Raw genomic sequence first — 26,657 nt, 5'->3', positions numbered from 1 at the left:
TTGGCGCAAGCGATTGCGCCAATTGGAAAAAATTGGGGTCCCTGCCTGGCGGGGGCTATCCAAGACCGTAGGCGACGCAAGTCTTAAACCAAAAGCCTACGCAGATGGTGCTCCCGGTTCCTTACCGAATCAGACACCAAAACGACATCCGGCTCCGGCCAGATGAAACGGTAACAAGCAGGAGTTAAACCCGTGGCAATTAATCTCGAAGACAAGAAGGCCATCGTCGCTGAAGTCAACGAGGCTGCCAAAGCTGCTCTGTCCGCTGTCGTGGCTGATGCCCGTGGTGTGACAGTAGGCGCTATGACCGGACTCCGTAAAGAGGCTCGTGAAGCTGGTGTATACGTACGTGTTGTACGTAACACCCTGCTCAAGCGCGCTGTTGCTGACACTGAATACAGTGTCCTCAACGACGTGTTCACCGGCCCGACTCTGATTGCGTTCTCCAAAGATCATCCAGGCGCTGCTGCCCGTTTGTTCAAAGAATTCGCTAAGAGTCAGGATAAGTTCGAGATCAAGGCAGCTGCGTTCGAGGGCAAGTTCCTCGCAGCTAACCAAATCGACGTACTGGCAACACTGCCGACCCGCGACGAAGCCATTTCGCAGCTGATGAGCGTGATTCAAGGCGCTACCAGCAAGCTGGCTCGTACTCTGGCTGCAGTTCGCGAGCAAAAAGAAGCTGCCGCAGCCTAAGGCTGAGCAGACTCTCTCGCGTATTTTTGTTTATTTCGATGGCCGCGTAGGCCGTCCCCCAATTCAGGAAATACAGCAATGTCTATCTCCCAAGACGATATCCTCAACGCCGTAGCTGAAATGTCGGTTCTGCAGGTTGTTGAGCTGATCAAAGCTTTCGAAGAAAAATTCGGCGTTTCCGCTGCCGCTGCTTCCGCTGGCCCAGCTGTTGCTGCTGTCGCTGCTGAAGAGCAAACCGAATTCAACGTCATGCTGCTGGAAGCTGGCGAGAAGAAAGTAAACGTGATCAAGGCAGTACGTGAACTGACCGGTCTGGGCCTGAAAGAAGCCAAGGCTGTAGTTGACGGCGCTCCTGCCCAGGTTCTGGAAGCTGTGTCGAAAGACGCTGCTGACAAAGCCAAAGCTACTCTGGAAGAAGCGGGCGCTAAAGTCGAGCTGAAGTAAGCATCGACCTTGCGTCTCCAGCCCAAGCTTTAAGCTGAAGGCTGATGGCTGGTGGCTCTTGCCACCGGCCTTTTTCCGTTCTTGGCTGTCGACTCGGTCGCCGCCATTAACGCGCTGTAGCCACCCGATGCGGTGGTGCAAACCATGGGGTTTGCAAGATTTTCTGGCTGCTCCCGTCGGAGGGGCCAAACAAGCAGGTGACCAAGCTGGGGAACGCTGATGGCTTACTCATATACTGAGAAAAAACGTATCCGCAAGGACTTTAGCAAGTTGCCGGACGTCATGGATGTCCCGTACCTTCTGGCTATCCAGCTGGATTCGTATCGTGAATTCTTGCAGGCGGGAGCGACCAAAGATCAGTTCCGCGACGTGGGCCTGCATGCGGCCTTCAAATCCGTTTTCCCGATCATCAGCTACTCCGGCAATGCTGCGCTGGAGTACGTCGGTTATCGCCTGGGCGAACCGGCATTTGATGTCAAAGAATGCGTGTTGCGTGGCGTTACGTACGCCGTACCTTTGCGGGTAAAAGTCCGTCTGATCATTTTCGATAAAGAATCGTCGAATAAAGCGATCAAGGACATCAAAGAGCAAGAAGTCTACATGGGCGAGATCCCATTGATGACTGAAAACGGTACCTTCGTTATCAACGGTACCGAGCGTGTAATTGTTTCCCAGCTGCACCGTTCCCCGGGCGTGTTCTTCGACCACGACCGTGGCAAGACGCACAGCTCCGGTAAGCTGCTGTACTCCGCGCGGATCATTCCGTACCGCGGTTCGTGGTTGGACTTCGAGTTCGACCCGAAGGACTGCGTGTTCGTGCGTATCGACCGTCGTCGTAAGCTGCCGGCCTCGGTACTGCTGCGCGCGCTCGGCTACACCACTGAGCAGGTGCTGGACGCTTTCTACACCACCAACGTATTCAGCCTGAAGGATGAAACCCTCAGCCTGGAATTGGTGCCTTCGCGCCTGCGTGGTGAGATTGCTGTTCTGGACATCCAGGACGAGAAGGGCAAAGTCATTGTTGAGGCGGGCCGTCGTATTACTGCGCGCCACATCAACCAGATCGAAAAAGCCGGTATCAAGTCGCTGGACGTGCCTCTGGACTACGTCCTGGGTCGCACGACCGCCAAGGTCATCGTTCACCCGGCCACAGGTGAAATCCTGGCTGAGTGCAACACCGAGCTGAACACCGAAATCCTGGCAAAAATCGCCAAGGCCCAGGTTGTTCGCATCGAGACCCTGTACACCAACGATATCGACTGCGGTCCGTTCGTCTCCGACACGCTGAAGATCGACTCCACCAGCAACCAATTGGAAGCGCTGGTCGAGATCTATCGCATGATGCGTCCAGGCGAGCCGCCAACCAAAGACGCTGCCGAAACTCTGTTCAACAACCTGTTCTTCAGCCCTGAGCGCTACGACCTGTCTGCGGTCGGCCGGATGAAGTTCAACCGTCGTATCGGTCGCACCGAGATCGAAGGTTCGGGCGTGTTGTGCAAGGAAGACATCGTTGCGGTACTGAAGACTCTGGTCGACATCCGTAACGGTAAAGGCATCGTCGATGACATCGACCACCTGGGTAACCGTCGTGTTCGCTGCGTAGGCGAAATGGCTGAAAACCAGTTCCGCGTTGGCTTGGTGCGTGTTGAGCGTGCGGTCAAAGAGCGCCTGTCGATGGCTGAAAGCGAAGGCCTGATGCCGCAAGACCTGATCAACGCCAAGCCCGTAGCTGCGGCGGTGAAAGAGTTCTTCGGTTCCAGCCAGCTCTCGCAGTTCATGGACCAGAACAACCCGCTCTCCGAAATCACCCACAAGCGCCGTGTTTCCGCACTGGGCCCGGGCGGTCTGACTCGTGAGCGTGCTGGCTTTGAAGTTCGTGACGTACACCCGACGCACTATGGTCGTGTTTGCCCGATCGAAACGCCGGAAGGTCCGAACATCGGCCTGATCAACTCCCTGGCTGCCTATGCGCGCACAAACCAGTACGGTTTCCTCGAGAGCCCTTACCGTGTGGTGAAAGACGCTCTGGTCACCGACGAGATCGTTTTCCTGTCCGCCATCGAAGAAGCTGATCACGTGATCGCTCAGGCTTCGGCCACGATGAACGATAAGAAAGTTCTGATCGACGAGTTGGTAGCTGTTCGTCACTTGAATGAGTTCACCGTTAAGGCGCCGGAAGACGTCACCTTGATGGACGTTTCGCCGAAGCAGGTAGTTTCGGTTGCAGCGTCGTTGATCCCGTTCCTGGAGCACGATGACGCCAACCGTGCGTTGATGGGTTCCAACATGCAGCGTCAAGCTGTACCGACCCTGCGTGCTGACAAGCCGCTGGTAGGTACCGGCATGGAGCGTAACGTAGCCCGTGACTCCGGCGTTTGCGTCGTGGCTCGTCGTGGCGGCGTAATCGACTCCGTCGATGCAAGCCGTATCGTGGTTCGTGTTGCAGATGACGAAGTTGAAACTGGCGAAGCCGGTGTCGACATTTACAACCTGACCAAATACACCCGCTCGAACCAGAACACCTGCATCAACCAGCGTCCGCTGGTGAGCAAGGGTGATCGCGTTCAGCGTAGTGACATCATGGCCGACGGCCCGTCCACCGACATGGGTGAACTGGCACTGGGTCAGAACATGCGCATCGCGTTCATGGCATGGAACGGCTTCAACTTCGAAGACTCCATCTGCCTGTCCGAGCGTGTTGTTCAAGAAGATCGCTTCACCACGATCCACATCCAGGAACTGACCTGTGTGGCACGTGACACCAAGCTTGGGCCTGAGGAAATCACTGCAGACATCCCGAACGTGGGTGAAGCTGCACTGAACAAGCTGGACGAAGCAGGTATCGTTTACGTAGGTGCTGAAGTTGGCGCTGGCGACATCCTGGTTGGTAAGGTCACTCCGAAAGGCGAGACCCAACTGACTCCGGAAGAGAAGCTGTTGCGTGCCATCTTCGGTGAAAAAGCCAGCGACGTTAAAGACACCTCTCTGCGTGTGCCTACCGGCACCAAGGGTACTGTCATCGACGTACAGGTTTTCACCCGTGACGGCGTTGAGCGTGATGCTCGTGCACTGTCCATCGAGAAAACTCAGCTCGACGAGATCCGCAAGGATTTGAACGAAGAGTTCCGTATCGTTGAAGGCGCGACCTTCGAGCGTCTGCGTTCCGCTCTGGTAGGCCACAAGGCCGAAGGCGGGGCAGGTCTGAAAAAAGGTCAGGACATCACCGACGAAATCCTCGACGGTCTTGAGCACGGCCAGTGGTTCAAACTGCGCATGGCTGAAGATGCTCTGAACGAGCAGCTCGAGAAGGCTCAGGCCTACATCGTTGATCGCCGCCGTCTGCTGGACGACAAGTTCGAAGACAAGAAGCGCAAACTGCAGCAGGGCGATGACCTGGCTCCAGGTGTGCTGAAAATCGTCAAGGTTTACCTGGCAATCCGTCGTCGCATTCAGCCTGGCGACAAGATGGCCGGTCGTCACGGTAACAAAGGTGTGGTCTCCGTGATCATGCCGGTTGAAGACATGCCGCACGATGCCAATGGCACCCCGGTCGACGTCGTCCTCAACCCGCTGGGCGTACCTTCGCGTATGAACGTTGGTCAGATCCTTGAAACCCACTTGGGCCTCGCGGCCAAAGGTCTGGGCGAAAAGATCAACCGTATGATCGAAGAGCAGCGCAAGGTCGCTGACCTGCGTAAGTTCCTGCACGAGATCTACAACGAAATCGGCGGTCGCAACGAAGAGCTGGACACCTTCTCCGACCAGGAAATCCTGGATCTGGCGAAGAACCTGCGCGGCGGCGTTCCAATGGCTACCCCGGTGTTCGACGGTGCCAAGGAAAGCGAGATCAAGGCCATGCTGAAACTGGCAGATCTGCCGGAAAGCGGCCAGATGCAGCTGTTCGACGGCCGTACCGGCAACAAGTTCGAGCGCCCGGTTACTGTTGGCTACATGTACATGCTGAAGCTGAACCACTTGGTAGACGACAAGATGCACGCTCGTTCTACCGGTTCGTACAGCCTGGTTACCCAGCAGCCGCTGGGTGGTAAGGCTCAGTTCGGTGGTCAGCGTTTCGGGGAGATGGAGGTCTGGGCACTGGAAGCATACGGTGCTGCATACACTCTGCAAGAAATGCTCACAGTGAAGTCGGACGATGTGAACGGTCGTACCAAGATGTACAAAAACATCGTGGACGGCGATCACCGTATGGAGCCGGGCATGCCCGAGTCCTTTAACGTGTTGATCAAAGAAATTCGTTCCCTCGGCATCGATATCGATCTGGAAACCGAATAACACGTGACGCGAATCGAGAGCGGGGCTGTTTAGCCCGTTCTCTGCTCCGCCAGGAGGAAAGGCCTTGAAAGACCTACTGAATTTGCTGAAAAACCAGGGTCAAGTCGAAGAGTTCGACGCCATCCGCATTGGATTGGCATCGCCTGAGATGATCCGTTCGTGGTCGTTCGGTGAAGTTAAAAAGCCGGAAACCATCAATTACCGTACGTTCAAACCTGAGCGTGACGGCCTGTTCTGCGCCAAGATCTTTGGCCCGGTTAAGGATTACGAGTGCCTGTGCGGTAAGTACAAGCGCTTGAAGCACCGCGGTGTGATCTGCGAGAAGTGCGGCGTTGAAGTTGCACTGGCTAAAGTTCGTCGTGAGCGCATGGCGCACATCGAACTGGCTTCGCCGGTTGCCCACATCTGGTTCCTGAAATCGCTGCCGTCCCGTATCGGCTTGCTGATGGACATGACCCTGCGTGATATCGAACGCGTTCTCTACTTCGAGAGCTATGTCGTTATCGATCCAGGCATGACCACCCTTGAGAAAGGTCAGCTGCTGAACGACGAGCAGTACTTCGAAGCGCTGGAAGAGTTCGGCGACGATTTCGATGCCCGCATGGGTGCCGAAGCTGTCCGTGAACTGCTGCACGCTATCGACCTGGAACACGAGATTGGCCGTCTGCGCGAAGAAATTCCGCAAACCAACTCCGAAACCAAGATCAAGAAGCTGTCTAAACGTCTGAAGTTGATGGAAGCCTTTCAGGGTTCCGGCAACTTGCCAGAGTGGATGGTGCTGACCGTTCTGCCGGTTCTGCCGCCAGATCTGCGTCCGCTGGTACCGTTGGACGGCGGTCGTTTCGCGACATCCGACCTCAACGACCTGTACCGCCGTGTGATCAACCGTAACAACCGCTTGAAGCGCCTGCTTGATCTGTCCGCTCCGGACATCATCGTGCGCAACGAAAAGCGTATGTTGCAAGAAGCTGTCGACGCCTTGCTCGACAACGGTCGTCGTGGTCGTGCTATCACCGGTTCGAACAAGCGTCCTCTGAAATCCTTGGCTGACATGATCAAGGGTAAGCAAGGCCGTTTCCGTCAGAACTTGCTCGGGAAGCGTGTTGACTACTCCGGTCGTTCGGTAATTACCGTAGGTCCGACCCTGCGTCTGCACCAGTGCGGTCTGCCTAAGAAGATGGCGCTCGAGCTGTTCAAGCCATTCATCTTCGGCAAGCTGGAAATGCGCGGTCTCGCGACCACCATCAAAGCGGCCAAGAAAATGGTCGAGCGCGAACTGCCAGAGGTTTGGGACGTTCTCGCTGAAGTGATTCGCGAACACCCGGTCCTCCTCAACCGCGCACCGACCCTTCACCGTCTGGGTATCCAGGCGTTTGAACCGGTACTGATCGAAGGTAAGGCTATCCAGCTGCACCCTCTGGTCTGTGCTGCGTACAACGCCGACTTCGACGGCGACCAAATGGCCGTGCACGTACCGCTGACACTGGAAGCCCAGTTGGAAGCGCGCGCGTTGATGATGTCGACCAACAACATTCTGTCGCCAGCCAACGGTGAGCCGATCATCGTTCCTTCGCAGGACGTTGTATTGGGTCTGTACTACATGACCCGTGAAGCGATCAACGCCAAAGGCGAAGGTCGTGTGTTCGCTGACCTGCAGGAAGTTGACCGTGTGTTCCGTGCCGGCGAAGCCGCGCTGCACGCCAAGGTCAAAGTGCGGATCAACGAAACCGTCAATGACCGTGATGGCGGCAGCGTGAGCGGCACCCGTATTGTCGACACCACTGTCGGCCGTGCCTTGCTGTATCAAGTTGTGCCAAAAGGCCTGTCGTACGACGTCGTCAACCTGCCGATGAAGAAAAAGGCGATCTCCAAGCTGATCAACCAGTGCTACCGCGTGGTTGGTTTGAAAGAGACCGTGATCTTCGCTGACCAGTTGATGTACACCGGCTTTGCTTATTCGACCATTTCCGGCGTTTCCATCGGTGTTAACGACTTCGTTATCCCGGATGAAAAAGCCCAGATCATCAATGCTGCAACTGATGAAGTGAAAGAGATCGAAAGCCAGTACGCCTCCGGCCTGGTAACCCAGGGCGAGAAGTACAACAAAGTGATCGACCTTTGGTCCAAGGCCAACGACGAAGTGTCGAAAGCGATGATGGCTAACCTCTCGAAAGAGAAGGTTATCGACCGTCATGGCGTAGAAGTCGATCAAGAGTCGTTCAACTCGATGTACATGATGGCCGACTCGGGCGCACGGGGTTCTGCTGCGCAGATCCGTCAGCTCGCCGGTATGCGTGGCCTGATGGCCAAGCCGGACGGCTCCATCATCGAAACGCCGATTACTGCGAATTTCCGTGAAGGTTTGAGCGTACTTCAGTACTTCATCTCCACTCACGGTGCTCGTAAGGGTCTTGCGGATACCGCGTTGAAAACGGCTAACTCCGGTTACCTGACTCGTCGTCTGGTGGACGTTGCGCAAGACTTGGTTGTAACTGAAGTTGACTGCGGCACCGAACACGGTCTGCTGATGACTCCGCACATCGAAGGCGGCGACGTTGTAGAGCCGTTGGGTGAGCGCGTACTGGGTCGAGTCATCGCCCGTGACGTATTCAAGCCAGGCACCGAGGACATTATTGTTCCTGCCGGCACCCTGGTAGACGAGAAGTGGGTCGAGTTCATCGAACTCAACAGCATCGACGAAGTGATTGTTCGCTCGCCGATCAGCTGCGAAACCCGCTACGGCATTTGCGCCAAGTGCTACGGCCGTGACTTGGCTCGTGGTCACCAGGTGAACATCGGTGAGGCGGTTGGCGTAATTGCTGCCCAGTCCATCGGTGAACCGGGTACCCAGCTGACCATGCGTACGTTCCACATCGGTGGTGCGGCAAGCCGGACCTCTGCAGCTGACAGCGTTCAGGTGAAGAATGGCGGTACCGTCCGTCTGCATAACCTGAAGCACGTTGAGCGAGTGGATGGTTGCCTGGTTGCTGTGTCTCGTTCCGGTGAGCTGGCAATCGCTGATGACTACGGTCGTGAGCGTGAGCGTTACAAGCTGCCGTACGGTGCTGTGATTTCGGTTAAAGAGGGTGACAAGGTCGACGCTGGCGCAATAGTGGCCAAGTGGGATCCGCACACTCACCCAATTGTTACCGAAATGAAAGGTACCGTGACCTACGTGGGCATGGAAGAAGGCATCACGATCAAGCGTCAGACTGACGAATTGACCGGTATGACCAACATTGAGGTACTCGACGCGAAAGATCGTCCAGCTGCCGGTAAAGACATCCGTCCTGCCGTGAAGATGGTCGATGACAACGGCAAGGACTTGTTGCTGCCAGGCACTGACGTAATCGCTCAGTACTTCCTGCCAGCCAACGCCCTGGTCGGTGTAGCGGATGGTGCGAAGATTGCGATCGGTGATGTTATCGCTCGTATCCCGCAAGAAACTTCGAAGACCCGCGACATCACCGGTGGTCTGCCGCGTGTTGCCGACTTGTTCGAAGCTCGTCGTCCGAAAGAAGCGTCGATTCTGGCTGAAGTCAGCGGCACCATCGCGTTCGGTAAAGAAACCAAAGGCAAGCGCCGTCTGGTCATTACCCCGAACGACGGTAGCGATCCGTACGAAGAGCTGATTCCGAAGTGGCGCCACCTGAACGTCTTCGAAGGCGAACAGGTAAATCGCGGCGAAGTTATCTCTGACGGTCCGAGCGATCCACACGACATCCTGCGTCTGCTGGGTGTGAGTGCGCTGGCCAAGTACATCGTTAACGAGATCCAGGACGTTTACCGTCTGCAAGGCGTGAAGATCAACGATAAGCACATCGAGACCATCCTGCGTCAGATGTTGCGTAAAGTTGAAATCGCTGAATCCGGCGATTCCAGTTTCATCAAGGGCGACCAGATGGAACTGACTCACGTACTGGTAGAGAACGAGCGTCTGAGCGCGGAAGACAAGTTTGTTTCCAAGTTCACTCGCGTGTTGCTGGGTATCACCAAGGCGTCGTTGTCCACTGAGTCGTTCATCTCGGCGGCCTCCTTCCAGGAGACCACTCGCGTACTGACCGAAGCAGCGGTAACCGGCAAGCGCGATTACCTGCGCGGCCTGAAAGAAAACGTGGTTGTGGGTCGTCTGATCCCAGCCGGTACCGGTTTGGCTTACCACAGCGAGCGTAAGCGTCGCCGTGATGCTGACAAGCCGTTGCGTGTAAGCGCCAGTGAAGTGGAAGCTGCACTGACCGAAGCGCTGAACTCAAGCGGTAACTGAGTTCTGCGATAGATGAGTCCGGGCCCTGGCAGCTCCGTTCGTCGGATCGAGGCATTTATGCACCGGTTCGACGAGAGGAGAGGTCGGGGCCTTGCCTTGACTGGGGACAAGATCCTCTTTAGACTCTTGTACCCCTAAATTTGGCGGGAATTCGTTCCTGCCATTTTGCTTTTCTTGCAAGACAATAGCGTCGCAAGACAACAGTGGAGCTAGTAGATGGCAACTATCAACCAGCTGGTACGTCAGCCGCGTAAGCGTATCGTCGAGAAATCCGACGTGCCTGCGCTGCAGAACTGCCCGCAACGTCGTGGCGTATGCACTCGTGTGTATACCACCACGCCGAAAAAACCTAACTCGGCACTGCGTAAAGTATGCCGTGTGCGTCTGACCAACGGTTTCGAGGTTTCCTCGTACATCGGCGGTGAAGGCCACAACCTGCAAGAGCACAGCGTGGTACTGATCCGCGGCGGTCGTGTAAAAGACTTGCCAGGTGTTCGTTACCACACCGTACGCGGCTCCTTGGATACTTCCGGCGTTAAAGGTCGTAACCAGGGTCGTTCGAAGTACGGTACCAAGAAGCCTAAGTAGTAGCGGCTTTTTGTAAAACTGAATCATCTTATTTTCTGAGTCGATAAGAGTAAGGTCGGAGCCGTCCCGAAAGGGCGCTAATTCCGAGCGAACCTGAAGACCGTTTGAGGGCTTATCCATGCCAAGAAGACGCGTAGCAGCCAAGCGCGAAGTGCTTGACGATCCAAAATACGGAAGCCAAATTCTGGCCAAGTTCATGAACCACGTAATGGAAAGCGGCAAGAAAGCCGTTGCCGAGCGTATCGTTTATGGCGCGCTGGAAAAGGTTAAAGAACGCAAGAACAGCGACCCCCTGGAAATCTTCGAGAAAGCTCTCGACGCCATCGCTCCGCTGGTCGAAGTGAAGTCGCGCCGTGTAGGTGGTGCTACTTACCAGGTTCCGGTTGAAGTTCGTCCGTCCCGTCGTAACGCTCTGGCAATGCGCTGGTTGGTAGACTTCGCCCGTAAGCGCGGCGAGAAGTCTATGGCCCTGCGTTTGGCTGGCGAACTGTTGGACGCTGCTGAAGGTAAAGGTGCTGCTGTTAAGAAGCGTGAAGACGTGCACCGTATGGCTGAAGCTAACAAAGCTTTCTCGCACTACCGCTTCTAATCTTAGCTTCACTAATTTTGCGAGGGCTTTATGGCTCGTACTACTCCGATTAGCCGCTACCGTAACATCGGTATCGTTGCTCACGTGGATGCTGGTAAAACCACCACCACCGAGCGCGTACTGTTTTACACCGGCAAAAGTCACAAGATGGGCGAGGTGCATGACGGCGCCGCGACCACAGACTGGATGGTTCAGGAGCAGGAGCGTGGTATTACCATTACTTCTGCTGCTATTACCGCCTTCTGGAAAGGTTCCGAGAAGCAGTACAAAGATGAGCACCGCTTCAACGTAATCGATACCCCGGGCCACGTAGACTTCACCATTGAAGTTGAACGTTCCCTGCGCGTACTCGACGGCGCTGTCGTTGTGTTCTGCGGTACCTCGGGCGTTGAGCCTCAGTCGGAAACCGTATGGCGTCAAGCCAACAAATACGGCGTTCCACGTCTTGTTTACGTAAACAAGATGGACCGTGCTGGTGCGAACTTCCTGCGCGTGATCGGTCAGATCAAGCAGCGTCTGGGTCACACCCCGGTGCCAATCCAGTTGGCCATCGGTTCCGAAGACAATTTCCAAGGCCAGATCGATCTGCTGACCATGGAAGCTGTTTACTGGAACGACGCTGACAAAGGTATGGTTCCTGTTCGCAAGCCTATCCCTGCTGAACTGCAGGAACTGGCTGACGAATGGCGCAACAACATGGTTGAAGCTGCGGCCGAAGCCAACGAAGAGCTGATGAACAAGTACCTCGAAGGTGAAGAACTCACCAACGTGGAAATCAAAGCCGCTCTGCGTCAGCGTACTATCGCTGGTGAGATCGTCTTGGCTGTTTGCGGTTCCTCGTTCAAGAACAAGGGTGTTCCCCTGGTTCTCGATGCTGTGATCGACTACCTGCCGGCACCAGTTGATATTCCTGCCATCAAGGGTACTGACCCGGATGACGAGACTATCGAGCTGGAGCGTCATGCAGACGACGCAGAACCGTTCTCCGCTCTGGCATTTAAAATTGCCACTGACCCATTCGTGGGTACCTTGACCTTCGTCCGCGTTTACTCGGGTGTGTTGAACTCCGGCGACGGCGTGATCAACTCGGTTAAAGGCAAGAAAGAGCGCGTGGGTCGTATGGTGCAAATGCACGCAAACGCCCGCGAAGAGATCAAGGAAGTACGCGCTGGTGACATCGCGGCCTTGATCGGCATGAAGGACGTCACCACCGGTGAGACCTTGTGCAACGCTGACAAGCCAATCATCCTGGTTCGCATGGACTTCCCGGAGCCGGTTATTTCGGTAGCCGTAGAGCCTAAGACCAAGGATGACCAGGAAAAAATGGGTATCGCTCTGGGCAAGCTTGCTCAGGAAGATCCATCTTTCCGCGTCAAGACTGATGAAGAGACTGGTCAAACGATCATCTCCGGCATGGGCGAGCTTCACCTGGACATCCTGGTTGACCGGATGCGCCGTGAGTTCAACGTCGAAGCCAACATCGGTAAGCCTCAGGTTTCCTATCGTGAGCGCATCACGAAGAACTGTGAAATCGAAGGCAAGTTCGTTCGTCAGTCCGGCGGTCGTGGTCAGTTCGGTCACTGCTGGATCCGTTTTGCTCCTGCTGACGAAGGTCAGGAAGGTCTGCAATTCGTGAACGAAGTAGTAGGTGGTGTTGTTCCTAAGGAATACATCCCTGCTATCCAGAAGGGTATCGAAGAGCAGATGAAGAACGGTGTTGTTGCCGGCTATCCGCTGATCGGCCTGAAAGCAACCGTTTTTGACGGTTCTTACCACGACGTCGACTCCAACGAGATGGCGTTTAAGGTGGCTGCTTCCATGGCAACCAAGCAACTGGCCCAGAAGGGCGGTGGTGAGTTGCTTGAGCCAATCATGGCGGTAGAAGTTGTTACACCTGAAGACTATATGGGTGATGTCATGGGCGACCTTAACCGTCGTCGCGGCATGATCTTGGGTATGGAAGACACGGTTTCCGGCAAAGTGATTCGCGCCGAGGTTCCGTTGGGTGAGATGTTCGGTTATGCGACCGACGTTCGCTCCATGTCTCAGGGTCGCGCAAGCTACTCTATGGAATTCAAAAAATACAACACAGCTCCGGCGCACATCGCTGAAACTGTATCCAAAAAACAAGGCTGATTCAGTCCTTTAGGCAAGGAGTTAATTGTCGTGGCTAAAGAAAAATTTGATCGTTCCCTACCGCACGTCAACGTTGGCACCATCGGTCACGTTGACCACGGTAAAACCACTCTGACTGCTGCTCTGACTCGCGTTTGCTCCGAAGTTTTCGGTTCTGCAATCGTTGATTTCGATAAAATCGACAGCGCACCAGAAGAGAAAGCTCGTGGTATCACCATCAACACCGCGCACGTTGAATACAACTCGCTGATCCGTCACTACGCTCACGTTGACTGCCCAGGTCACGCTGACTATGTGAAGAACATGATCACCGGTGCTGCTCAAATGGACGGCGCTATCCTGGTTTGCTCGGCCGCTGATGGTCCGATGCCACAGACCCGTGAGCACATCCTGCTGTCCCGCCAGGTAGGCGTTCCGTACATCGTGGTTTACCTGAACAAGGCTGACCTGGTAGACGACGCTGAGCTGCTGGAACTGGTTGAGATGGAAGTGCGCGACCTGCTGAGCACTTACGACTTCCCAGGTGACGACACTCCGATCATCATCGGTTCTGCTCGTATGGCTCTGGAAGGCAAAGATGACAACGAAATGGGCACCACGTCCGTTCGTAAACTGGTTGAGACTCTGGACAGCTACATCCCAGATCCGGTCCGTGTTATCGACAAGCCGTTCCTGATGCCAATCGAAGACGTATTCTCGATCTCCGGTCGTGGTACTGTTGTGACTGGTCGTATCGAGCGCGGTATCGTTAAGGTTCAAGATCCACTGGAAATCGTTGGTCTGCGTGACACTACCGTCACCACCTGCACCGGTGTTGAAATGTTCCGTAAACTGCTCGACGAAGGTCGTGCTGGCGAGAACTGCGGCGTTCTGCTGCGTGGTACCAAGCGTGACGACGTTGAGCGTGGCCAGGTTCTGGTTAAGCCAGGTTCGGTTAAGCCGCACACCAAGTTCGAAGCTGAAGTGTACGTGCTGAGCAAAGAAGAAGGCGGTCGTCACACTCCGTTCTTCAAAGGCTACCGTCCACAGTTCTACTTCCGTACTACTGACGTGACTGGTAACTGCGAACTGCCGGAAGGCGTTGAGATGGTAATGCCGGGCGACAACATCAAAATGGTTGTTACCCTGATCAAAACCATCGCAATGGAAGACGGTCTGCGTTTCGCTATTCGCGAAGGCGGCCGTACCGTTGGTGCTGGCGTTGTAGCTAAAATCATCGAGTAATTATCTCTTCTGAGATAGCTTCGATGTTTTGAGAAGGCCCCCGCTTAGCGGGGGCCTTTTTTATTGGGTTGACACCCATCTGGGGCGTCTATAGAATTGCGCCTCCTTTTAACGGGCGTATTGCGCTCGCTGGGAATAGCAGCCGGAGTCTGAAATCCAATGCAAAATCAGCAAATCCGTATCAGGTTGAAGGCTTTTGACCATCGCCTGATCGACCAATCCACCCAGGAAATCGTGGAAACCGCGAAACGTACTGGTGCTCAAGTGCGTGGTCCAATTCCACTGCCTACCCGTAAAGAGCGGTTCACCGTTCTGGTCTCCCCGCACGTCAACAAAGACGCGCGTGACCAGTACGAGATCCGTACTCATAAGCGCGTACTGGACATCGTCCAGCCAACGGATAAAACCGTTGATGCACTTATGAAGCTCGATCTGGCGGCCGGTGTGGAAGTACAGATCAGCCTCGGCTAAGACTTGGGTCTTAGTCGTGTAACGCTCTGAAATGGGCGGCCATAGCGGGTGAAAGCCCCGTACACTCATGAGGTTTACAACATGACTATTGGTGTAGTCGGTCGTAAATGCGGTATGACCCGTATTTTCACCGAAGAAGGTGTCTCCATTCCGGTTACGGTCATTGAGATCGAGCCGAATCGCGTCACCCAGTTCAAAACTGAAGAGACCGATGGCTATCGTGCAGTGCAAGTCACTGTCGGCGAGCGTCGTGCTTCGCGTGTGACTGCTGCTCAAGCAGGTCACTTCGCTAAAGCAAACGTTGCAGCTGGTCGCACTGTTATGGAGTTCCGTCTTGAAGACGGTGACTACCAGGCTGGCGATCTGATCAACGCTGAAATCTTCGCCGCTGGTCAACTGGTTGATGTAACCGGTCAGTCCAAAGGTAAAGGCTTCCAGGGTACGATCAAGCGTTGGAATTTCCGTGGCCAAGACAACACTCACGGTAACTCCGTCTCCCACCGCGTCCCGGGCTCTATTGGCCAGTGCCAGACTCCTGGTCGTGTATTCAAGGGCAAAAAAATGTCCGGTCATATGGGCGCTGAGCGCGTGACCGTGCAGTCCCTCGAAGTAGTGCGCGTCGACGCTGAACGCAATCTGTTGTTGGTCAAGGGTGCTGTTCCTGGCGCTACTGGCGGCAACCTGGTTGTACGTCCAGCGGCCAAGGCTCGCGGTTAAGGGGAAGCTGACATGCAATTAAATGTAAATGACGCTCAAGCGATCGAAGTTTCCGAACTGACATTTGGCGGCGAATTCAACGAGACGCTCGTTCACCAAGCAGTCGTGGCCTACATGGCTGGCGGCCGTCAAGGTAGCAAGCAGCAAAAGACCCGTTCCGACGTTCGTGGTGGCGGTAAGCGCCCTTGGCGTCAGAAAGGTACTGGCCGTGCTCGTGCCGGTACTATCCGTAGCCCAATCTGGCGTGGCGGTGGTACCACTTTCGCAGCTCGTCCACAGGATCACTCGCAGAAGCTCAACAAGAAGATGTATCGCGCAGCACTGCGCTCCATCCTTGCTGAACTCGTGCGTACCGATCGTCTGGTTGTGGTTCAGGACTTCGCTGTTGAAAGTCCAAAAACTAAAGACCTACTGGGCAAACTGAACGACATGAGCCTGACCGACGTTTTGATCGTGTCTGAAGCTGTTGATCAGAACCTGTACCTGGCTGCTCGTAACCTGCCACACGTTGATGTACGTGACGTGCAAGGTTCCGATCCAGTTAGTCTGATCGCATACGACAAGGTGTTGATCACCGTGTCGGCCGTGAAGAAATTCGAGGAGCTGCTGGGATGAACCAGGAACGCGTATTTAAAGTTCTGCTTGGCCCGCACGTTTCCGAAAAGGCTACGGTTCTGGCTGACAAGAAAGGCCAGTTCGTTTTCAAGGTTGCAACTGACGCAACCAAGCTGGAAATCAAGAAGGCCGTCGAAAGCCTGTTCAGCGTGAAAGTAGAGCGTGTTACTACCCTGAATGTTCTGGGTAAGAGCAAGCGCACTGCTCGCGGTCTGGGCAAGCGTAATGACTGGAAGAAGGCAGTTATCTCCCTTCAGCCAGGCCAAGATCTCGATTTCAGCAGCAGTGCTGAGTAAGGAAGGGGTGCATCATGGCAATCGTTAAATGCAAACCGACTTCCCCTGGCCGCCGTTTTGTGGTCAAGGTGGTCAACCAGGAGCTGCATAAAGGCGCTCCTCACGCACCGCTGCTCGAGAAAAAATCGAAGACTGGTGGTCGTAACAACAATGGTCGTATTACCACTCGTCACATCGGTGGTGGCCATAAGCAGCATTATCGTCTGGTCGACTTCCGTCGCAACGACAAAGATGGCATCGCTGCCACTGTCGAGCGTATCGAATACGATCCAAACCGTACTGCTCACATCGCTCTGCTGCTGTACGCAGATGGCGAGCGTCGCTACATCATTGCCCCTAAGGGCGTGAGTGCTGGTGACCAGCTGATCGCAGGTGCTTTGGCGCCGATCAAGCCGGGCAACGCTCTGCAACTGCGTAACATTCCAGTTGGTAGCACCGTACACGGCATCGAATTGAAGCCAGGTAAAGGCGCGCAAATCGCTCGTTCCGCTGGTGCTTCGGCTCAGCTGATCGCTCGTGAAGGTGTCTACGTGACCCTGCGTCTGCGTTCTGGTGAGATGCGTAAAGTGCTGGCTGAATGCCGCGCGACCCTGGGTGAAGTCTCGAACTCCGAGCACAGCCTGCGTTCGCTGGGTAAAGCTGGTGCCAAACGCTGGCGTGGCGTTCGCCCAACCGTTCGTGGTGTTGCCATGAACCCGGTTGACCACCCACATGGTGGTGGTGAAGGTCGTACCTCTGGTGGTCGTCATCCGGTATCGCCATGGGGCTTCCCGACTAAGGGCGCGAAGACTCGTGGTAATAAGCGTACCGACAAAATGATCGTCCGTCGTCGCAAGTAAATAGAGGGATACGACAGTGCCACGTTCTCTGAAAAAAGGTCCTTTTATCGATCTTCACCTACTGAAGAAGATCGAAGTGGCGGCGGAAAAGAATGATCGCAAGCCGGTTAAAACCTGGTCGCGTCGTTCGATGATCCTGCCACAAATGGTCGGTCTGACCATCGCTGTACACAACGGTCGTCTGCACGTCCCAGTTCTTGTGAACGAAGACATGGTTGGCCACAAACTGGGCGAGTTTGCCGGTACCCGCACTTATCGTGGGCACGTGGCAGACAAGAAAGCCAAGCGTTAAGGGGTTAGGAAATGGAAGTAGCCGCTAAGTTGTCGGGCGCTCGAATCTCCGCCCAAAAAGCCCGCTTGGTCGCCGACCAGATTCGCGGGAAGAAGGTGGGCGAAGCGCTCAACTTGTTGGCTTTCAGCAGTAAGAAAGCCGCCGAGATCATGAAAAAAGTGCTGGAGTCGGCCGTAGCCAACGCCGAGCATAACGAAGGCGCAGACGTTGATGACCTGAAGGTCAGCACCGTTTTCGTCAACGAAGGGCGTTCGCTGAAGCGCATCATGCCACGTGCCAAAGGCCGTGCTGATCGCATCGTCAAGCGGTCTTGCCATATCACTGTCAAGGTTGCTGACAAGTAACGGAGTCGAAGAGATGGGTCAGAAAGTACATCCCATTGGCATTCGCCTGGGAATCGTCAAGGAGCACACCTCCGTCTGGTACGCAGACGGTCGGACTTATGCGGACTATTTGTTCGCTGATCTGAAGGTGCGTGAGTATCTCCAAGACAAACTAAAAAGCGCGTCCGTAAGCCGTATCGATATCCATCGTCCGGCACAAACTGCACGTATCACCATCCACACCGCTCGTCCAGGTATCGTTATCGGGAAGAAAGGTGAAGATGTTGAGAAACTGCGTCAGGACCTGACCAAGCAAATGGGTGTGCCTGTGCACATCAATATCGAAGAGATCCGCAAGCCGGAGCTCGACGGTATGCTGGTTGCGCAGAGCGTAGCTCAGCAGCTGGAGCGTCGCGTAATGTTCCGTCGCGCTATGAAGCGCGCCGTACAGAACGCCATGCGCATTGGTGCCAAAGGCATCAAAATCCAAGTGAGCGGTCGTCTCGGCGGTGCTGAAATCGCACGTACTGAATGGTATCGCGAAGGTCGTGTGCCACTGCACACCCTGCGTGCCGACATCGACTATGCCAACTACGAAGCTCACACCACTTACGGTGTGATCGGTGTAAAGGTTTGGATCTTCAAGGGCGAAGTAATTGGTGGTCGCCAAGAAGAACTGAAACCACAAGCACCAGCGCCTCGTAAAAAAGCTGCTAAGTAAGGGGTACGCCAAATGTTGCAACCTAAGCGTACGAAGTTCCGCAAGCAGATGACAGGCCACAACCGTGGTCTGGCTCAGCGCGGTAGCAAAGTCAGCTTCGGCGAGTTCGCGCTGAAGTCTGTAGCTCGTGGTCGTCTCACCGCTCGTCAGATTGAGTCAGCGCGTCGTGCACTGACCCGTCACGTTAAACGTGGCGGCAAGATCTGGATCCGTGTATTCCCGGACAAGCCGATCTCCAAAAAACCTCTTGAGGTTCGGATGGGTAAAGGTAAGGGTAGCGTGGAATACTGGGTAGCCCAGATTCAGCCAGGCAAAGTCCTGTATGAAATCGAGGGTGTAACTGAAGAGCTGGCGCGTGAGGCTTTTGCCTTGGCTGCTGCAAAGCTGCCGCTCGCCACCGCCTTTGTTAAACGGACGGTGATGTGATGAAAGCGAATGAACTTCGTGAAAAATCCGCACAGCAGTTGAACGAGCAACTGCTCGGCCTGCTGCGCGACCAGTTCAATCTGCGTATGCAGAAAGCAACTGGCCAGTTGGGGCAGTCTCATCTGCTCTCGCAAGTTAAGCGTGACATTGCTCGCGTGAAAACTGTGCTCAACCAGCAGGCAGGTAAGTGATCATGGCTGAAGCCGAAAAGACTGTCCGTACGCTGACTGGCCGTGTTGTCAGCGACAAGATGGACAAAACCATCACCGTTTTGATCGAGCGTCGCGTTAAGCACCCGATCTACGGTAAATATGTTAAGCGTTCGACTAAGCTGCACGCGCACGACGAAACCAATCAGTGCCATATCGGCGACAAAGTCACTATTCGTGAAACTCGTCCGCTGGCCAAGACCAAGTCTTGGGCACTGGTTGATGTTCTCGAACGCGCTGTGGAAGTCTAAGGACTAGGGGTCGGAGAAATTATATGATTCAGACTCAATCCATGCTCGATGTGGCCGATAACAGCGGCGCTCGCCGTGTTATGTGCATCAAGGTGCTGGGTGGCTCCCATCGTCGTTACGCTGGTATCGGTGACATCATCAAAGTTACCGTGAAGGAAGCAATTCCTCGCGGTAAAGTGAAAAAAGGCCAAGTGATGACTGCTGTTGTAGTCCGCACTCGTCACGGCGTACGTCGTGCTGATGGCTCCATTATCCGCTTTGATGGCAACGCTGCTGTTCTTCTGAACAACAAGCAAGAGCCGATCGGCACCCGTATCTTTGGGCCAGTGACCCGTGAACTTCGTACTGAGAAGTTCATGAAGATCGTCTCGCTCGCCCCAGAAGTGCTGTAAGGAGATCCGACATGCAAAAGATTCGTCGTGACGACGAGATCATCGTGATCGCCGGCAAAGACAAAGGTAAGCGCGGTAAGGTGCTTAAGGTTCTCGCTAATAACCGTCTGGTTATCGGTGGTCTGAACCTGGTTAAGCGTCATACCAAGCCTAACCCGATGTCGGGCGTACAAGGCGGTATCGTCGAAAAAGAAGCTCCACTGGACGCTTCTAACGTCGCCATTTTCAACGGCGAAACCAACAAGGCTGACCGCGTTGGTTTCAAAGTAGAAGACGGCAAGAAAATTCGTGTCTTCAAGTCGACCCAAAAAGCGGTTGATGCTTGAACACTGCTAGGTAGAAGACCATGGCACGACTAAAAGAGATTTACTGGAAAGAAATCGCACCGAAGCTTAAGGAAGAACTTAAGCTTTCGAACGTGATGGAAGTTCCACGCGTTACCAAAATCACCCTGAACATGGGTCTGGGCGAGGCGGTCGGTGACAAAAAAGTCATCGAGCACGCTGTTGCTGACCTGGAAAAGATCACCGGTCAAAAAGTCGTTGTGACTTACGCTCGGAAATCCATCGCTGGCTTTAAAGTCCGTGAAGGTTGGCCTATCGGCGTCAAAGTGACTCTGCGCCGTGAGCGTATGTATGAATTCCTGGATCGTCTGCTGTCGATCTCCCTGCCTCGGGTTCGCGACTTCCGCGGCCTGAATGCCAAGTCCTTCGATGGTCGTGGTAACTACAGCATGGGCGTGAAAGAGCAGATCATCTTCCCGGAAATCGACTACGACAAGATCGATGCTCTCCGCGGTCTGGACATCACCCTGACCACCACTGCCAAGAACGATGATGAAGGTCGCGCCCTGTTGCGTGCTTTCAAATTCCCGTTCCGCAACTGATTGGAGTAGGACCATGGCCAAGATGAGCATGAAAAACCGCGAGCTGAAGCGTCAGCTCACGGTTGCCAAGTACGCCAAGAAGCGTGCAGCACTGAAAGCGATCATCGTTGATCTGAACGCAAGTCCAGAAGCGCGTTGGGAAGCGACAGTTGCTCTGCAGAAGCAGCCACGTGACGCAAGCGCTTCGCGCATGCGTAACCGCTGCCGCCTGACCGGTCGTCCACACGGCGTTTACCGCAAGTTCGGCCTTGGCCGTAACAAACTGCGTGAAGCGGCAATGCGTGGTGACGTACCAGGTCTGGTTAAAGCAAGCTGGTAAGTACTTTCAGCGTCCAGGTGGGCAGAATCGCAAGATACTGACCGCCGGTGACCTTGAATCTGGAACAAGCCCCTTTTGGGGCTTGTTTCATTTCCGGAGTATGTCTAAAATACGCGGCTCGCCTGAGCCCGTGTTTTTTATGCCCGGAGATTCTCGGCGACATATGTAGCCGCAAGGCTAATTTTTTTGTATTAGGAGCGTCTAGCCCATGAGTATGCAGGACCCGTTAGCGGACATGCTAACTCGTATCCGTAATGCCCAGATGGCTGAAAAGTCCGTCGTAAGCATGCCATCTTCCAAGTTGAAGGTAGCTGTTGCCAAAGTCCTGAAAGACGAAGGCTACATTGCGGGTTATCAGATCAGCAGCGAAACCAAGCCACTGCTGTCCATCGAGCTGAAGTACTTCGAAGGCCGTTCGGTCATTGAAGAAGTGAAGCGCGTTAGCCGTCCAGGCCTGCGTCAGTACAAGTCCGCTGAAGATCTGCCGAAAGTTCGTGGCGGTCTGGGCGTGTCTATCGTCTCCACCAACAAAGGTGTGATGACGGATCGTGCTGCGCGCGCTGCCGGTGTCGGCGGCGAAGTTCTTTGCACTGTGTTCTAAGGGGGGATAAGCATGTCTCGCGTCGCTAAGAACCCCGTTAAGCTGCCAGCCGGTGTCGAAGTAAAATTCGCAGGCCAACAGCTTTCGGTGAAGGGTGCCAAGGGCACTCTTGAACTGAACATCCATTCGTCCGTTGAGATCGTTGAAGAAGCTGGTGAGCTGCGTTTCGCTGCTCGCAATGGCGATCAACAAACTCGCGCAATGGCCGGTACCACGCGTGCGTTGGTAAACAACATGGTCCAAGGCGTAAGCCAAGGCTTCGAGCGTAAGCTCCAGCTGGTCGGTGTTGGTTACAAAGCGCAAGCAAAAGGCACGGTTTTGAACCTGGCCCTTGGCTTCTCGCACCCAGTGGATTACGAACTGCCGGAAGGCATCACCGCTGAGACCCCTAGCCAAACCGATATCCTGATCAAGGGTATTGATAAGCAGCTGGTAGGTCAGGTGGCCGCTGAGATCCGCGACTTCCGTCCACCAGAGCCTTACAAAGGCAAAGGTGTGCGCTACGCGGACGAAGTCGTCCGTCGTAAAGAAGCCAAGAAGAAGTAGGGCATAGCAAATGACCGACAAAAAAGTTACTCGACTGCGTCGCGCTCGCAAAGCACGCCTGAAAATGCACGAACTCGAAGTCGTGCGTCTCTGCGTGTACCGCTCGTCGCAGCACATCTACGCCCAGGTCATCTCGGCCGACGGCAACAAAGTCCTGGCAAGCGCCTCGACTTTGGATAAAGAACTGCGTGATGGTGCCACCGGCAACATCGACGCGGCCACAAAGGTTGGCCAGCTGGTCGCTACACGTGCTAAGGCCGTGGGCGTCTCGCAAGTGGCTTTCGACCGCTCTGGCTTCAAGTACCACGGTCGCGTGAAAGCGCTGGCTGATGCTGCTCGTGAAGCTGGGCTGGAGTTCTAAGTTATGTCAAATAACGACCAAAAGCGCGACGAAGGCTACATTGAGAAGCTGGTTCAAGTTAACCGCGTAGCCAAAACCGTTAAAGGCGGCCGTATTTTCACTTTCACCGCGTTGACCGTGGTGGGTGATGGTAAAGGGCGTGTTGGCTTCGGCCGTGGCAAGTCACGTGAAGTGCCGGCTGCGATCCAGAAGGCAATGGAAGCTGCTCGTCGCAACATGATCCAAGTTGATCTGAACGGCACCACGCTGCAGTACGCAATGAAGTCCGCTCACGGTGCTTCCAAGGTGTACATGCAGCCTGCTTCTGAAGGTACCGGTATCATCGCTGGCGGCGCTATGCGTGCTGTCCTCGAAGTTGCTGGCGTTCAGAACGTTCTGGCCAAGTGCTATGGCTCGACTAACCCAGTAAACGTGGTTCACGCCACTTTCAAGGGTTTGAAAGCTATGCAATCTCCTGAATCCATTGCCGCCAAGCGTGGCAAAAGCGTCAAGGAGATCTTCTGATCATGGCTACCGTTAAAGTAACGCTGATCAAAAGCATGACCGGCCGCATCCCTAACCACAAATTGTGCGTTAAGGGTTTGGGTCTGCGTCGCATCGGTCACACTGTAGAAGTCCAGGATACTCCCGAGAATCGCGGGATGATCAACAAGGCTTACTACATGCTGCGTGTCGAGGGTTAATCGATGAAACTCAATGATCTGAGTCCGGCGCCGGGTTCCCGTCGCGAAAAGCATCGTCCGGGCCGTGGTATCGGTAGCGGTTTGGGTAAGACTGGTGGCCGTGGCCACAAAGGTCAAACCTCCCGTTCCGGTGGCACCATCGCTCCAGGCTTTGAAGGCGGTCAACAGCCGCTGCATCGTCGCCTGCCTAAGTTCGGTTTCGTATCCCTGAAAGCCATGGACCGCGCAGAAGTGCGTCTGTCCGAGCTGGCTAAAGTGGAAGGCGACATCGTTACTGTGCAGACCCTGAAAGATGCCAACGTGATTAACGTCAACGTACAGCGTGTGAAAATCATGCTGTCCGGTGAAGTGACTCGCGCTGTCACTATCGGCAAGGGAATCGGCGCCACCAAAGGTGCGCGTTCGGCTATCGAAGCAGCTGGCGGCAAGTTCGAGGAATAAATGGCTAAGCAAGGTGCTCTCTCAGCGCTCGGCAAAGGCGGTATGTCTGAACTTTGGGCTCGTCTGCGTTTTCTGTTCCTGGCGATTATCGTCTACCGAATAGGCGCACACATCCCGGTTCCAGGTATCAACCCGGACCGACTCGCAGACCTGTTTCGACAGAATGAGGGGACCATTCTTAGCTTGTTCAACATGTTTTCCGGCGGTGCGCTGGAGCGGATGAGCATCTTTGCCCTGGGGATCATGCCGTACATTTCGGCATCGATCATCATGCAACTGATGACAGCCGTCAGCCCGCAGTTGGAGCAGTTGAAGAAGGAAGGTGAAGCTGGCCGTCGCAAGATTAGCCAGTACACCCGCTACGGCACTGTCGTTCTCGCCTTGGTTCAAGCTATCGGCATGTCCGTTGGCTTGGCGGGGCAGGGCGTTGCGTTCACTGGTGACTTTGGCTTCCATTTCGTCGCGGTATCCACGTTTGTGGCTGGTGCGATGTTCATGATGTGGCTGGGTGAGCAGATTACTGAGCGTGGTGTTGGCAACGGTATCTCGATGTTGATTTTCGCAGGTATCGTCGCCGGTCTTCCGAGAGCGATTGGGCAGTCTTTCGAGTCTGCACGTCAGGGTGATATCAACATTTTCGCCTTGGTTGCCATCGGTTTGCTGGCAGTAGCGATTATCGGTTTTGTGGTGTTCATTGAGCGTGGCCAGCGTCGCATTGCTGTTCACTACGCCAAGCGTCAGCAGGGCCGTAAGGTTTTTGCTGCGCAGACCAGCCACTTGCCGCTGAAAGTGAATATGGCCGGTGTTATTCCGGCAATTTTCGCGAGCAGCATTTTGCTGTTTCCGGCTTCGTTGGGTACCTGGTTTGGTCAGTCTGAAAATATGGGCTGGCTGCAGGACCTCTCTCAGTCGATCGCTCCTGGTCAGCCGTTGAATATTCTGCTGTTTAGTGCAGGGATTATTTTCTTCTGCTTCTTCTATACGGCGTTGATGTTCAATCCGAAAGACGTAGCGGAAAACCTGAAGAAGTCCGGTGCCTTTATTCCGGGCATCCGTCCAGGTGAGCAGTCTGCACGCTACATTGATGGTGTTCTGACTCGTTTGACCCTGTTCGGTGCTCTATATATGACGGCCGTGTGCTTGCTTCCCCAGTTCCTGGTGGTTGCAGCAAACGTTCCGTTCTACCTTGGCGGGACCTCGTTGCTGATCGTGGTCGTGGTTGTGATGGACTTCATGTCCCAAGTACAATCGCACCTCGTTTCGCACCAGTACGAATCCCTGATGAAGAAAGCCAACCTGAAGGGCTACGGCAGCGGCATGTTGCGCTGAGTACCCCATAAGGTTCGAGGAGTTGGTGATGAAAGTTCGTGCATCGGTGAAAAAGCTGTGCCGTAACTGCAAGATTATTCGCCGCGAAGGTGTTGTTCGAGTAATTTGCAGCGCGGAACCGCGTCACAAACAGCGCCAAGGCTGAGTGTGATCCGCTTGAAGCCCGGCAGCTAGTGCGCTGCCGGGTTGATTATTTGTTATTACAGCGATATTATCTCGCGCCCTATTTCTTGGCTTCCGGGGCGTAGGTAGCTGTCAATTGGAGTCCCACTGAATGGCCCGTATTGCAGGCGTTAACATTCCAGATAACAAGCACACTGTTATCTCGCTGACCTACATCTATGGTGTTGGTCGCACTACTGCGCAGAAAATTTGCGCAGACACTGGGGTAAACCCAGCCGCAAAGATCAAAGATCTGAGCGACGAGCAGATTGAGCTGTTGCGTGGCGAAGTGGCGAAGTTCACCACTGAAGGTGACCTGCGTCGCGAAATCAACATGAAAATCAAGCGTTTGATGGACCTCGGTTGCTACCGTGGTCTGCGTCATCGTCGTGGTCTTCCAGTACGCGGTCAGCGTACCAAGACTAACGCGCGTACCCGTAAAGGTCCGCGTAAGCCGATCCGCAAGTAATCGCCCACGCGAATCGACAGGAAAATTATCATGGCAAAACCTGCTGCTCGTCCTCGTAAAAAAGTTAAAAAGACAGTGGTTGATGGCATCGCCCACATCCATGCGTCTTTTAACAACACAATCGTGACCATCACCGACCGTCAAGGTAACGCGCTGTCTTGGGCTACCTCCGGTGGTTCGGGTTTCCGCGGTTCCCGCAAGTCCACCCCGTTTGCTGCTCAAGTAGCTGCTGAACGTGCTGGTCAAGCTGCGCTGGAATACGGCCTGAAAAACCTCGACGTTAACGTCAAAGGTCCAGGTCCAGGTCGTGAGTCTGCTGTCCGTGCTTTGAACGGCTGTGGCTATAAGATCGCCAGCATCACCGACGTGACGCCAATCCCGCACAACGGGTGCCGTCCGCCGAAGAAGCGCCGCGTGTAATCCAGGAGATTGTAAAGAATGGCTCGTTACATTGGTCCAAAATGCAAACTCGCTCGTCGCGAAGGCACCGATCTCTTCCTGAAGAGCGGCGTGCGCGCGATCGAATCGAAGTGCAACATTGAAGCAGCACCTGGTATCCACGGCCAACGCCGTGGTCGCCAGTCCGATTACGGCACCCAACTGCGTGAAAAGCAGAAGGTCCGTCGTATCTACGGCGTTCTCGAGCGTCAGTTCAGCGGCTACTACAAAGAAGCTGCTGGCAAGAAAGGTGCAACCGGTGAAAACCTGCTGCAACTGCTCGAATGCCGTCTGGACAACGTTGTATACCGTATGGGCTTCGGTTCTACTCGTGCCGAATCCCGTCAGCTGGTATCGCACAAGTCGATCAGCGTTAACGGTCAGACCGTAAACGTTCCGTCTTACCAGGTTCGTGCTGGTGACGTGGTCGCAGTTCGCGAGAAAGCAAAAAACCAACTTCGCATTGTCCAAGCTCTCGATCTGTGTGCCCAACGTGGCCGCGTAGAATGGGTAGAAGTAGACACTGAGAAGAAGTCGGGCGTTTTCAAGAACGTTCCAGCTCGCAGTGATCTGTCCGCCGACATCAACGAAAGCCTGATTGTCGAGCTCTACTCCAAGTAAGGGCTAGAAAATAGGTGC

The 26,657-nt window shown here is 54.7% G+C and carries 34 protein-coding genes; all 34 read left to right on the top strand.

Going from position 1 to position 26,657, the window contains the following annotated elements; translation table 11 throughout:
• The first annotated feature begins 192 nt into the window (after nucleotides 1–192).
• Nucleotides 193–693: a 50S ribosomal protein L10 gene (gene rplJ, locus PSH59_RS23200; RefSeq protein ID WP_003232405.1), complete on the top strand. Its 501-nt coding sequence runs from the start codon at nucleotides 193–195 to the stop codon at nucleotides 691–693.
• A 78-nt stretch (nucleotides 694–771) separates the two neighbouring features.
• Nucleotides 772–1,137, top strand: a complete 366-nt coding sequence (rplL, locus tag PSH59_RS23195) for a 50S ribosomal protein L7/L12 (protein ID WP_003176432.1) — start codon at nucleotides 772–774, stop codon at nucleotides 1,135–1,137.
• Between the two features lie 219 nt (nucleotides 1,138–1,356).
• On the top strand, nucleotides 1,357–5,430 hold the full coding sequence (gene rpoB / locus PSH59_RS23190; RefSeq protein WP_248078738.1) for a DNA-directed RNA polymerase subunit beta: 4,074 nt from the start codon (nucleotides 1,357–1,359) through the stop codon (nucleotides 5,428–5,430).
• 64 nt (nucleotides 5,431–5,494) lie between these two features.
• Entirely contained in the window at nucleotides 5,495–9,694 is a 4,200-nt protein-coding gene (gene rpoC / locus PSH59_RS23185; protein WP_248078735.1) for a DNA-directed RNA polymerase subunit beta', read from the top strand.
• 216 nt (nucleotides 9,695–9,910) lie between these two features.
• Nucleotides 9,911–10,282 carry a 30S ribosomal protein S12 gene (rpsL, locus tag PSH59_RS23180; RefSeq protein ID WP_002555494.1) on the top strand — a complete coding sequence of 124 codons (372 nt, stop codon included), beginning with the start codon at nucleotides 9,911–9,913 and terminating at the stop codon, nucleotides 10,280–10,282.
• Nucleotides 10,283–10,400: 118 nt separating this feature from the next.
• Complete coding sequence (rpsG, locus tag PSH59_RS23175) at nucleotides 10,401–10,871, top strand: 30S ribosomal protein S7 (RefSeq protein WP_002555493.1); 471 nt, start codon at nucleotides 10,401–10,403, stop codon at nucleotides 10,869–10,871.
• 30 nt (nucleotides 10,872–10,901) lie between these two features.
• Nucleotides 10,902–13,007 (top strand): elongation factor G, encoded by a 2,106-nt coding sequence (gene fusA, locus PSH59_RS23170; RefSeq protein ID WP_015886136.1) that lies wholly within the window; start codon nucleotides 10,902–10,904, stop codon nucleotides 13,005–13,007.
• 30 nt (nucleotides 13,008–13,037) lie between these two features.
• A complete protein-coding gene (gene tuf, locus PSH59_RS23165; protein WP_003176426.1) occupies nucleotides 13,038–14,231 on the top strand; it encodes an elongation factor Tu in 1,194 nt (397 codons plus the stop codon).
• 159 nt (nucleotides 14,232–14,390) lie between these two features.
• A complete protein-coding gene (gene rpsJ / locus PSH59_RS23160; RefSeq protein ID WP_003186070.1) occupies nucleotides 14,391–14,702 on the top strand; it encodes a 30S ribosomal protein S10 in 312 nt (103 codons plus the stop codon).
• Nucleotides 14,703–14,783: 81 nt separating this feature from the next.
• Nucleotides 14,784–15,419, top strand: coding sequence for a 50S ribosomal protein L3 (rplC, locus tag PSH59_RS23155; RefSeq protein WP_003194649.1), 636 nt, complete (start codon nucleotides 14,784–14,786; stop codon nucleotides 15,417–15,419).
• Between the two features lie 12 nt (nucleotides 15,420–15,431).
• Nucleotides 15,432–16,034 carry a 50S ribosomal protein L4 gene (rplD, locus tag PSH59_RS23150; protein WP_049711296.1) on the top strand — a complete coding sequence of 201 codons (603 nt, stop codon included), beginning with the start codon at nucleotides 15,432–15,434 and terminating at the stop codon, nucleotides 16,032–16,034.
• Nucleotides 16,031–16,330: a 50S ribosomal protein L23 gene (gene rplW, locus PSH59_RS23145; protein WP_002555488.1), complete on the top strand. Its 300-nt coding sequence runs from the start codon at nucleotides 16,031–16,033 to the stop codon at nucleotides 16,328–16,330. The genes rplD and rplW overlap by 4 nt, the downstream gene beginning before the upstream one ends.
• A gap of 14 nt (nucleotides 16,331–16,344) precedes the next feature.
• The gene (gene rplB / locus PSH59_RS23140; protein WP_003210080.1) at nucleotides 16,345–17,169 is read left to right on the top strand and encodes a 50S ribosomal protein L2; all 825 of its coding nucleotides are present in this window, start codon (nucleotides 16,345–16,347) and stop codon (nucleotides 17,167–17,169) included.
• 16 nt (nucleotides 17,170–17,185) lie between these two features.
• Nucleotides 17,186–17,461: a 30S ribosomal protein S19 gene (rpsS, locus tag PSH59_RS23135; RefSeq protein ID WP_003232420.1), complete on the top strand. Its 276-nt coding sequence runs from the start codon at nucleotides 17,186–17,188 to the stop codon at nucleotides 17,459–17,461.
• Nucleotides 17,462–17,472: 11 nt separating this feature from the next.
• Nucleotides 17,473–17,805 (top strand): 50S ribosomal protein L22, encoded by a 333-nt coding sequence (gene rplV, locus PSH59_RS23130; RefSeq protein WP_003103908.1) that lies wholly within the window; start codon nucleotides 17,473–17,475, stop codon nucleotides 17,803–17,805.
• A 13-nt stretch (nucleotides 17,806–17,818) separates the two neighbouring features.
• A complete protein-coding gene (gene rpsC / locus PSH59_RS23125; RefSeq protein WP_003176422.1) occupies nucleotides 17,819–18,505 on the top strand; it encodes a 30S ribosomal protein S3 in 687 nt (228 codons plus the stop codon).
• Nucleotides 18,506–18,517: 12 nt separating this feature from the next.
• A complete protein-coding gene (rplP, locus tag PSH59_RS23120; protein WP_008145497.1) occupies nucleotides 18,518–18,931 on the top strand; it encodes a 50S ribosomal protein L16 in 414 nt (137 codons plus the stop codon).
• A complete protein-coding gene (gene rpmC / locus PSH59_RS23115; protein ID WP_002555481.1) occupies nucleotides 18,931–19,122 on the top strand; it encodes a 50S ribosomal protein L29 in 192 nt (63 codons plus the stop codon). The genes rplP and rpmC overlap by 1 nt, the downstream gene beginning before the upstream one ends.
• A gap of 2 nt (nucleotides 19,123–19,124) precedes the next feature.
• Nucleotides 19,125–19,391, top strand: a complete 267-nt coding sequence (gene rpsQ / locus PSH59_RS23110; protein WP_003176419.1) for a 30S ribosomal protein S17 — start codon at nucleotides 19,125–19,127, stop codon at nucleotides 19,389–19,391.
• Between the two features lie 23 nt (nucleotides 19,392–19,414).
• Nucleotides 19,415–19,783, top strand: a complete 369-nt coding sequence (rplN, locus tag PSH59_RS23105) for a 50S ribosomal protein L14 (protein ID WP_002555479.1) — start codon at nucleotides 19,415–19,417, stop codon at nucleotides 19,781–19,783.
• 11 nt (nucleotides 19,784–19,794) lie between these two features.
• Complete coding sequence (gene rplX / locus PSH59_RS23100; protein ID WP_003176416.1) at nucleotides 19,795–20,109, top strand: 50S ribosomal protein L24; 315 nt, start codon at nucleotides 19,795–19,797, stop codon at nucleotides 20,107–20,109.
• Between the two features lie 20 nt (nucleotides 20,110–20,129).
• The gene (rplE, locus tag PSH59_RS23095; RefSeq protein WP_003176415.1) at nucleotides 20,130–20,669 is read left to right on the top strand and encodes a 50S ribosomal protein L5; all 540 of its coding nucleotides are present in this window, start codon (nucleotides 20,130–20,132) and stop codon (nucleotides 20,667–20,669) included.
• A gap of 13 nt (nucleotides 20,670–20,682) precedes the next feature.
• Nucleotides 20,683–20,988, top strand: a complete 306-nt coding sequence (rpsN, locus tag PSH59_RS23090; protein ID WP_003176414.1) for a 30S ribosomal protein S14 — start codon at nucleotides 20,683–20,685, stop codon at nucleotides 20,986–20,988.
• A 208-nt stretch (nucleotides 20,989–21,196) separates the two neighbouring features.
• Nucleotides 21,197–21,589: a 30S ribosomal protein S8 gene (gene rpsH / locus PSH59_RS23085; protein ID WP_010566853.1), complete on the top strand. Its 393-nt coding sequence runs from the start codon at nucleotides 21,197–21,199 to the stop codon at nucleotides 21,587–21,589.
• Between the two features lie 12 nt (nucleotides 21,590–21,601).
• Nucleotides 21,602–22,135: a 50S ribosomal protein L6 gene (gene rplF, locus PSH59_RS23080; protein ID WP_003176412.1), complete on the top strand. Its 534-nt coding sequence runs from the start codon at nucleotides 21,602–21,604 to the stop codon at nucleotides 22,133–22,135.
• A gap of 10 nt (nucleotides 22,136–22,145) precedes the next feature.
• On the top strand, nucleotides 22,146–22,496 hold the full coding sequence (rplR, locus tag PSH59_RS23075) for a 50S ribosomal protein L18 (protein ID WP_017135964.1): 351 nt from the start codon (nucleotides 22,146–22,148) through the stop codon (nucleotides 22,494–22,496).
• A 3-nt stretch (nucleotides 22,497–22,499) separates the two neighbouring features.
• A complete protein-coding gene (gene rpsE, locus PSH59_RS23070) occupies nucleotides 22,500–23,000 on the top strand; it encodes a 30S ribosomal protein S5 (protein WP_003186035.1) in 501 nt (166 codons plus the stop codon).
• Between the two features lie 2 nt (nucleotides 23,001–23,002).
• A complete protein-coding gene (gene rpmD / locus PSH59_RS23065; RefSeq protein WP_003176408.1) occupies nucleotides 23,003–23,179 on the top strand; it encodes a 50S ribosomal protein L30 in 177 nt (58 codons plus the stop codon).
• Nucleotides 23,180–23,182: 3 nt separating this feature from the next.
• The gene (gene rplO, locus PSH59_RS23060; protein WP_003176407.1) at nucleotides 23,183–23,620 is read left to right on the top strand and encodes a 50S ribosomal protein L15; all 438 of its coding nucleotides are present in this window, start codon (nucleotides 23,183–23,185) and stop codon (nucleotides 23,618–23,620) included.
• Complete coding sequence (gene secY / locus PSH59_RS23055; RefSeq protein WP_003194637.1) at nucleotides 23,621–24,949, top strand: preprotein translocase subunit SecY; 1,329 nt, start codon at nucleotides 23,621–23,623, stop codon at nucleotides 24,947–24,949.
• A 28-nt stretch (nucleotides 24,950–24,977) separates the two neighbouring features.
• Nucleotides 24,978–25,094 carry a 50S ribosomal protein L36 gene (rpmJ, locus tag PSH59_RS23050; protein ID WP_002555468.1) on the top strand — a complete coding sequence of 39 codons (117 nt, stop codon included), beginning with the start codon at nucleotides 24,978–24,980 and terminating at the stop codon, nucleotides 25,092–25,094.
• A 129-nt stretch (nucleotides 25,095–25,223) separates the two neighbouring features.
• Nucleotides 25,224–25,580 (top strand): 30S ribosomal protein S13, encoded by a 357-nt coding sequence (rpsM, locus tag PSH59_RS23045; RefSeq protein ID WP_003210063.1) that lies wholly within the window; start codon nucleotides 25,224–25,226, stop codon nucleotides 25,578–25,580.
• 30 nt (nucleotides 25,581–25,610) lie between these two features.
• Nucleotides 25,611–26,000, top strand: a complete 390-nt coding sequence (gene rpsK, locus PSH59_RS23040; RefSeq protein WP_002555466.1) for a 30S ribosomal protein S11 — start codon at nucleotides 25,611–25,613, stop codon at nucleotides 25,998–26,000.
• An 18-nt stretch (nucleotides 26,001–26,018) separates the two neighbouring features.
• A complete protein-coding gene (rpsD, locus tag PSH59_RS23035) occupies nucleotides 26,019–26,639 on the top strand; it encodes a 30S ribosomal protein S4 (protein WP_003176404.1) in 621 nt (206 codons plus the stop codon).
• Nucleotides 26,640–26,657 lie beyond the last annotated feature (18 nt).

Origin of the sequence: Pseudomonas sp. FP2309, from assembly GCF_030687575.1 — a bacterium.
In the GTDB taxonomy this organism is placed as follows: domain Bacteria; phylum Pseudomonadota; class Gammaproteobacteria; order Pseudomonadales; family Pseudomonadaceae; genus Aquipseudomonas.
This window is presented reverse-complemented; position numbering and strand designations above follow the sequence as displayed.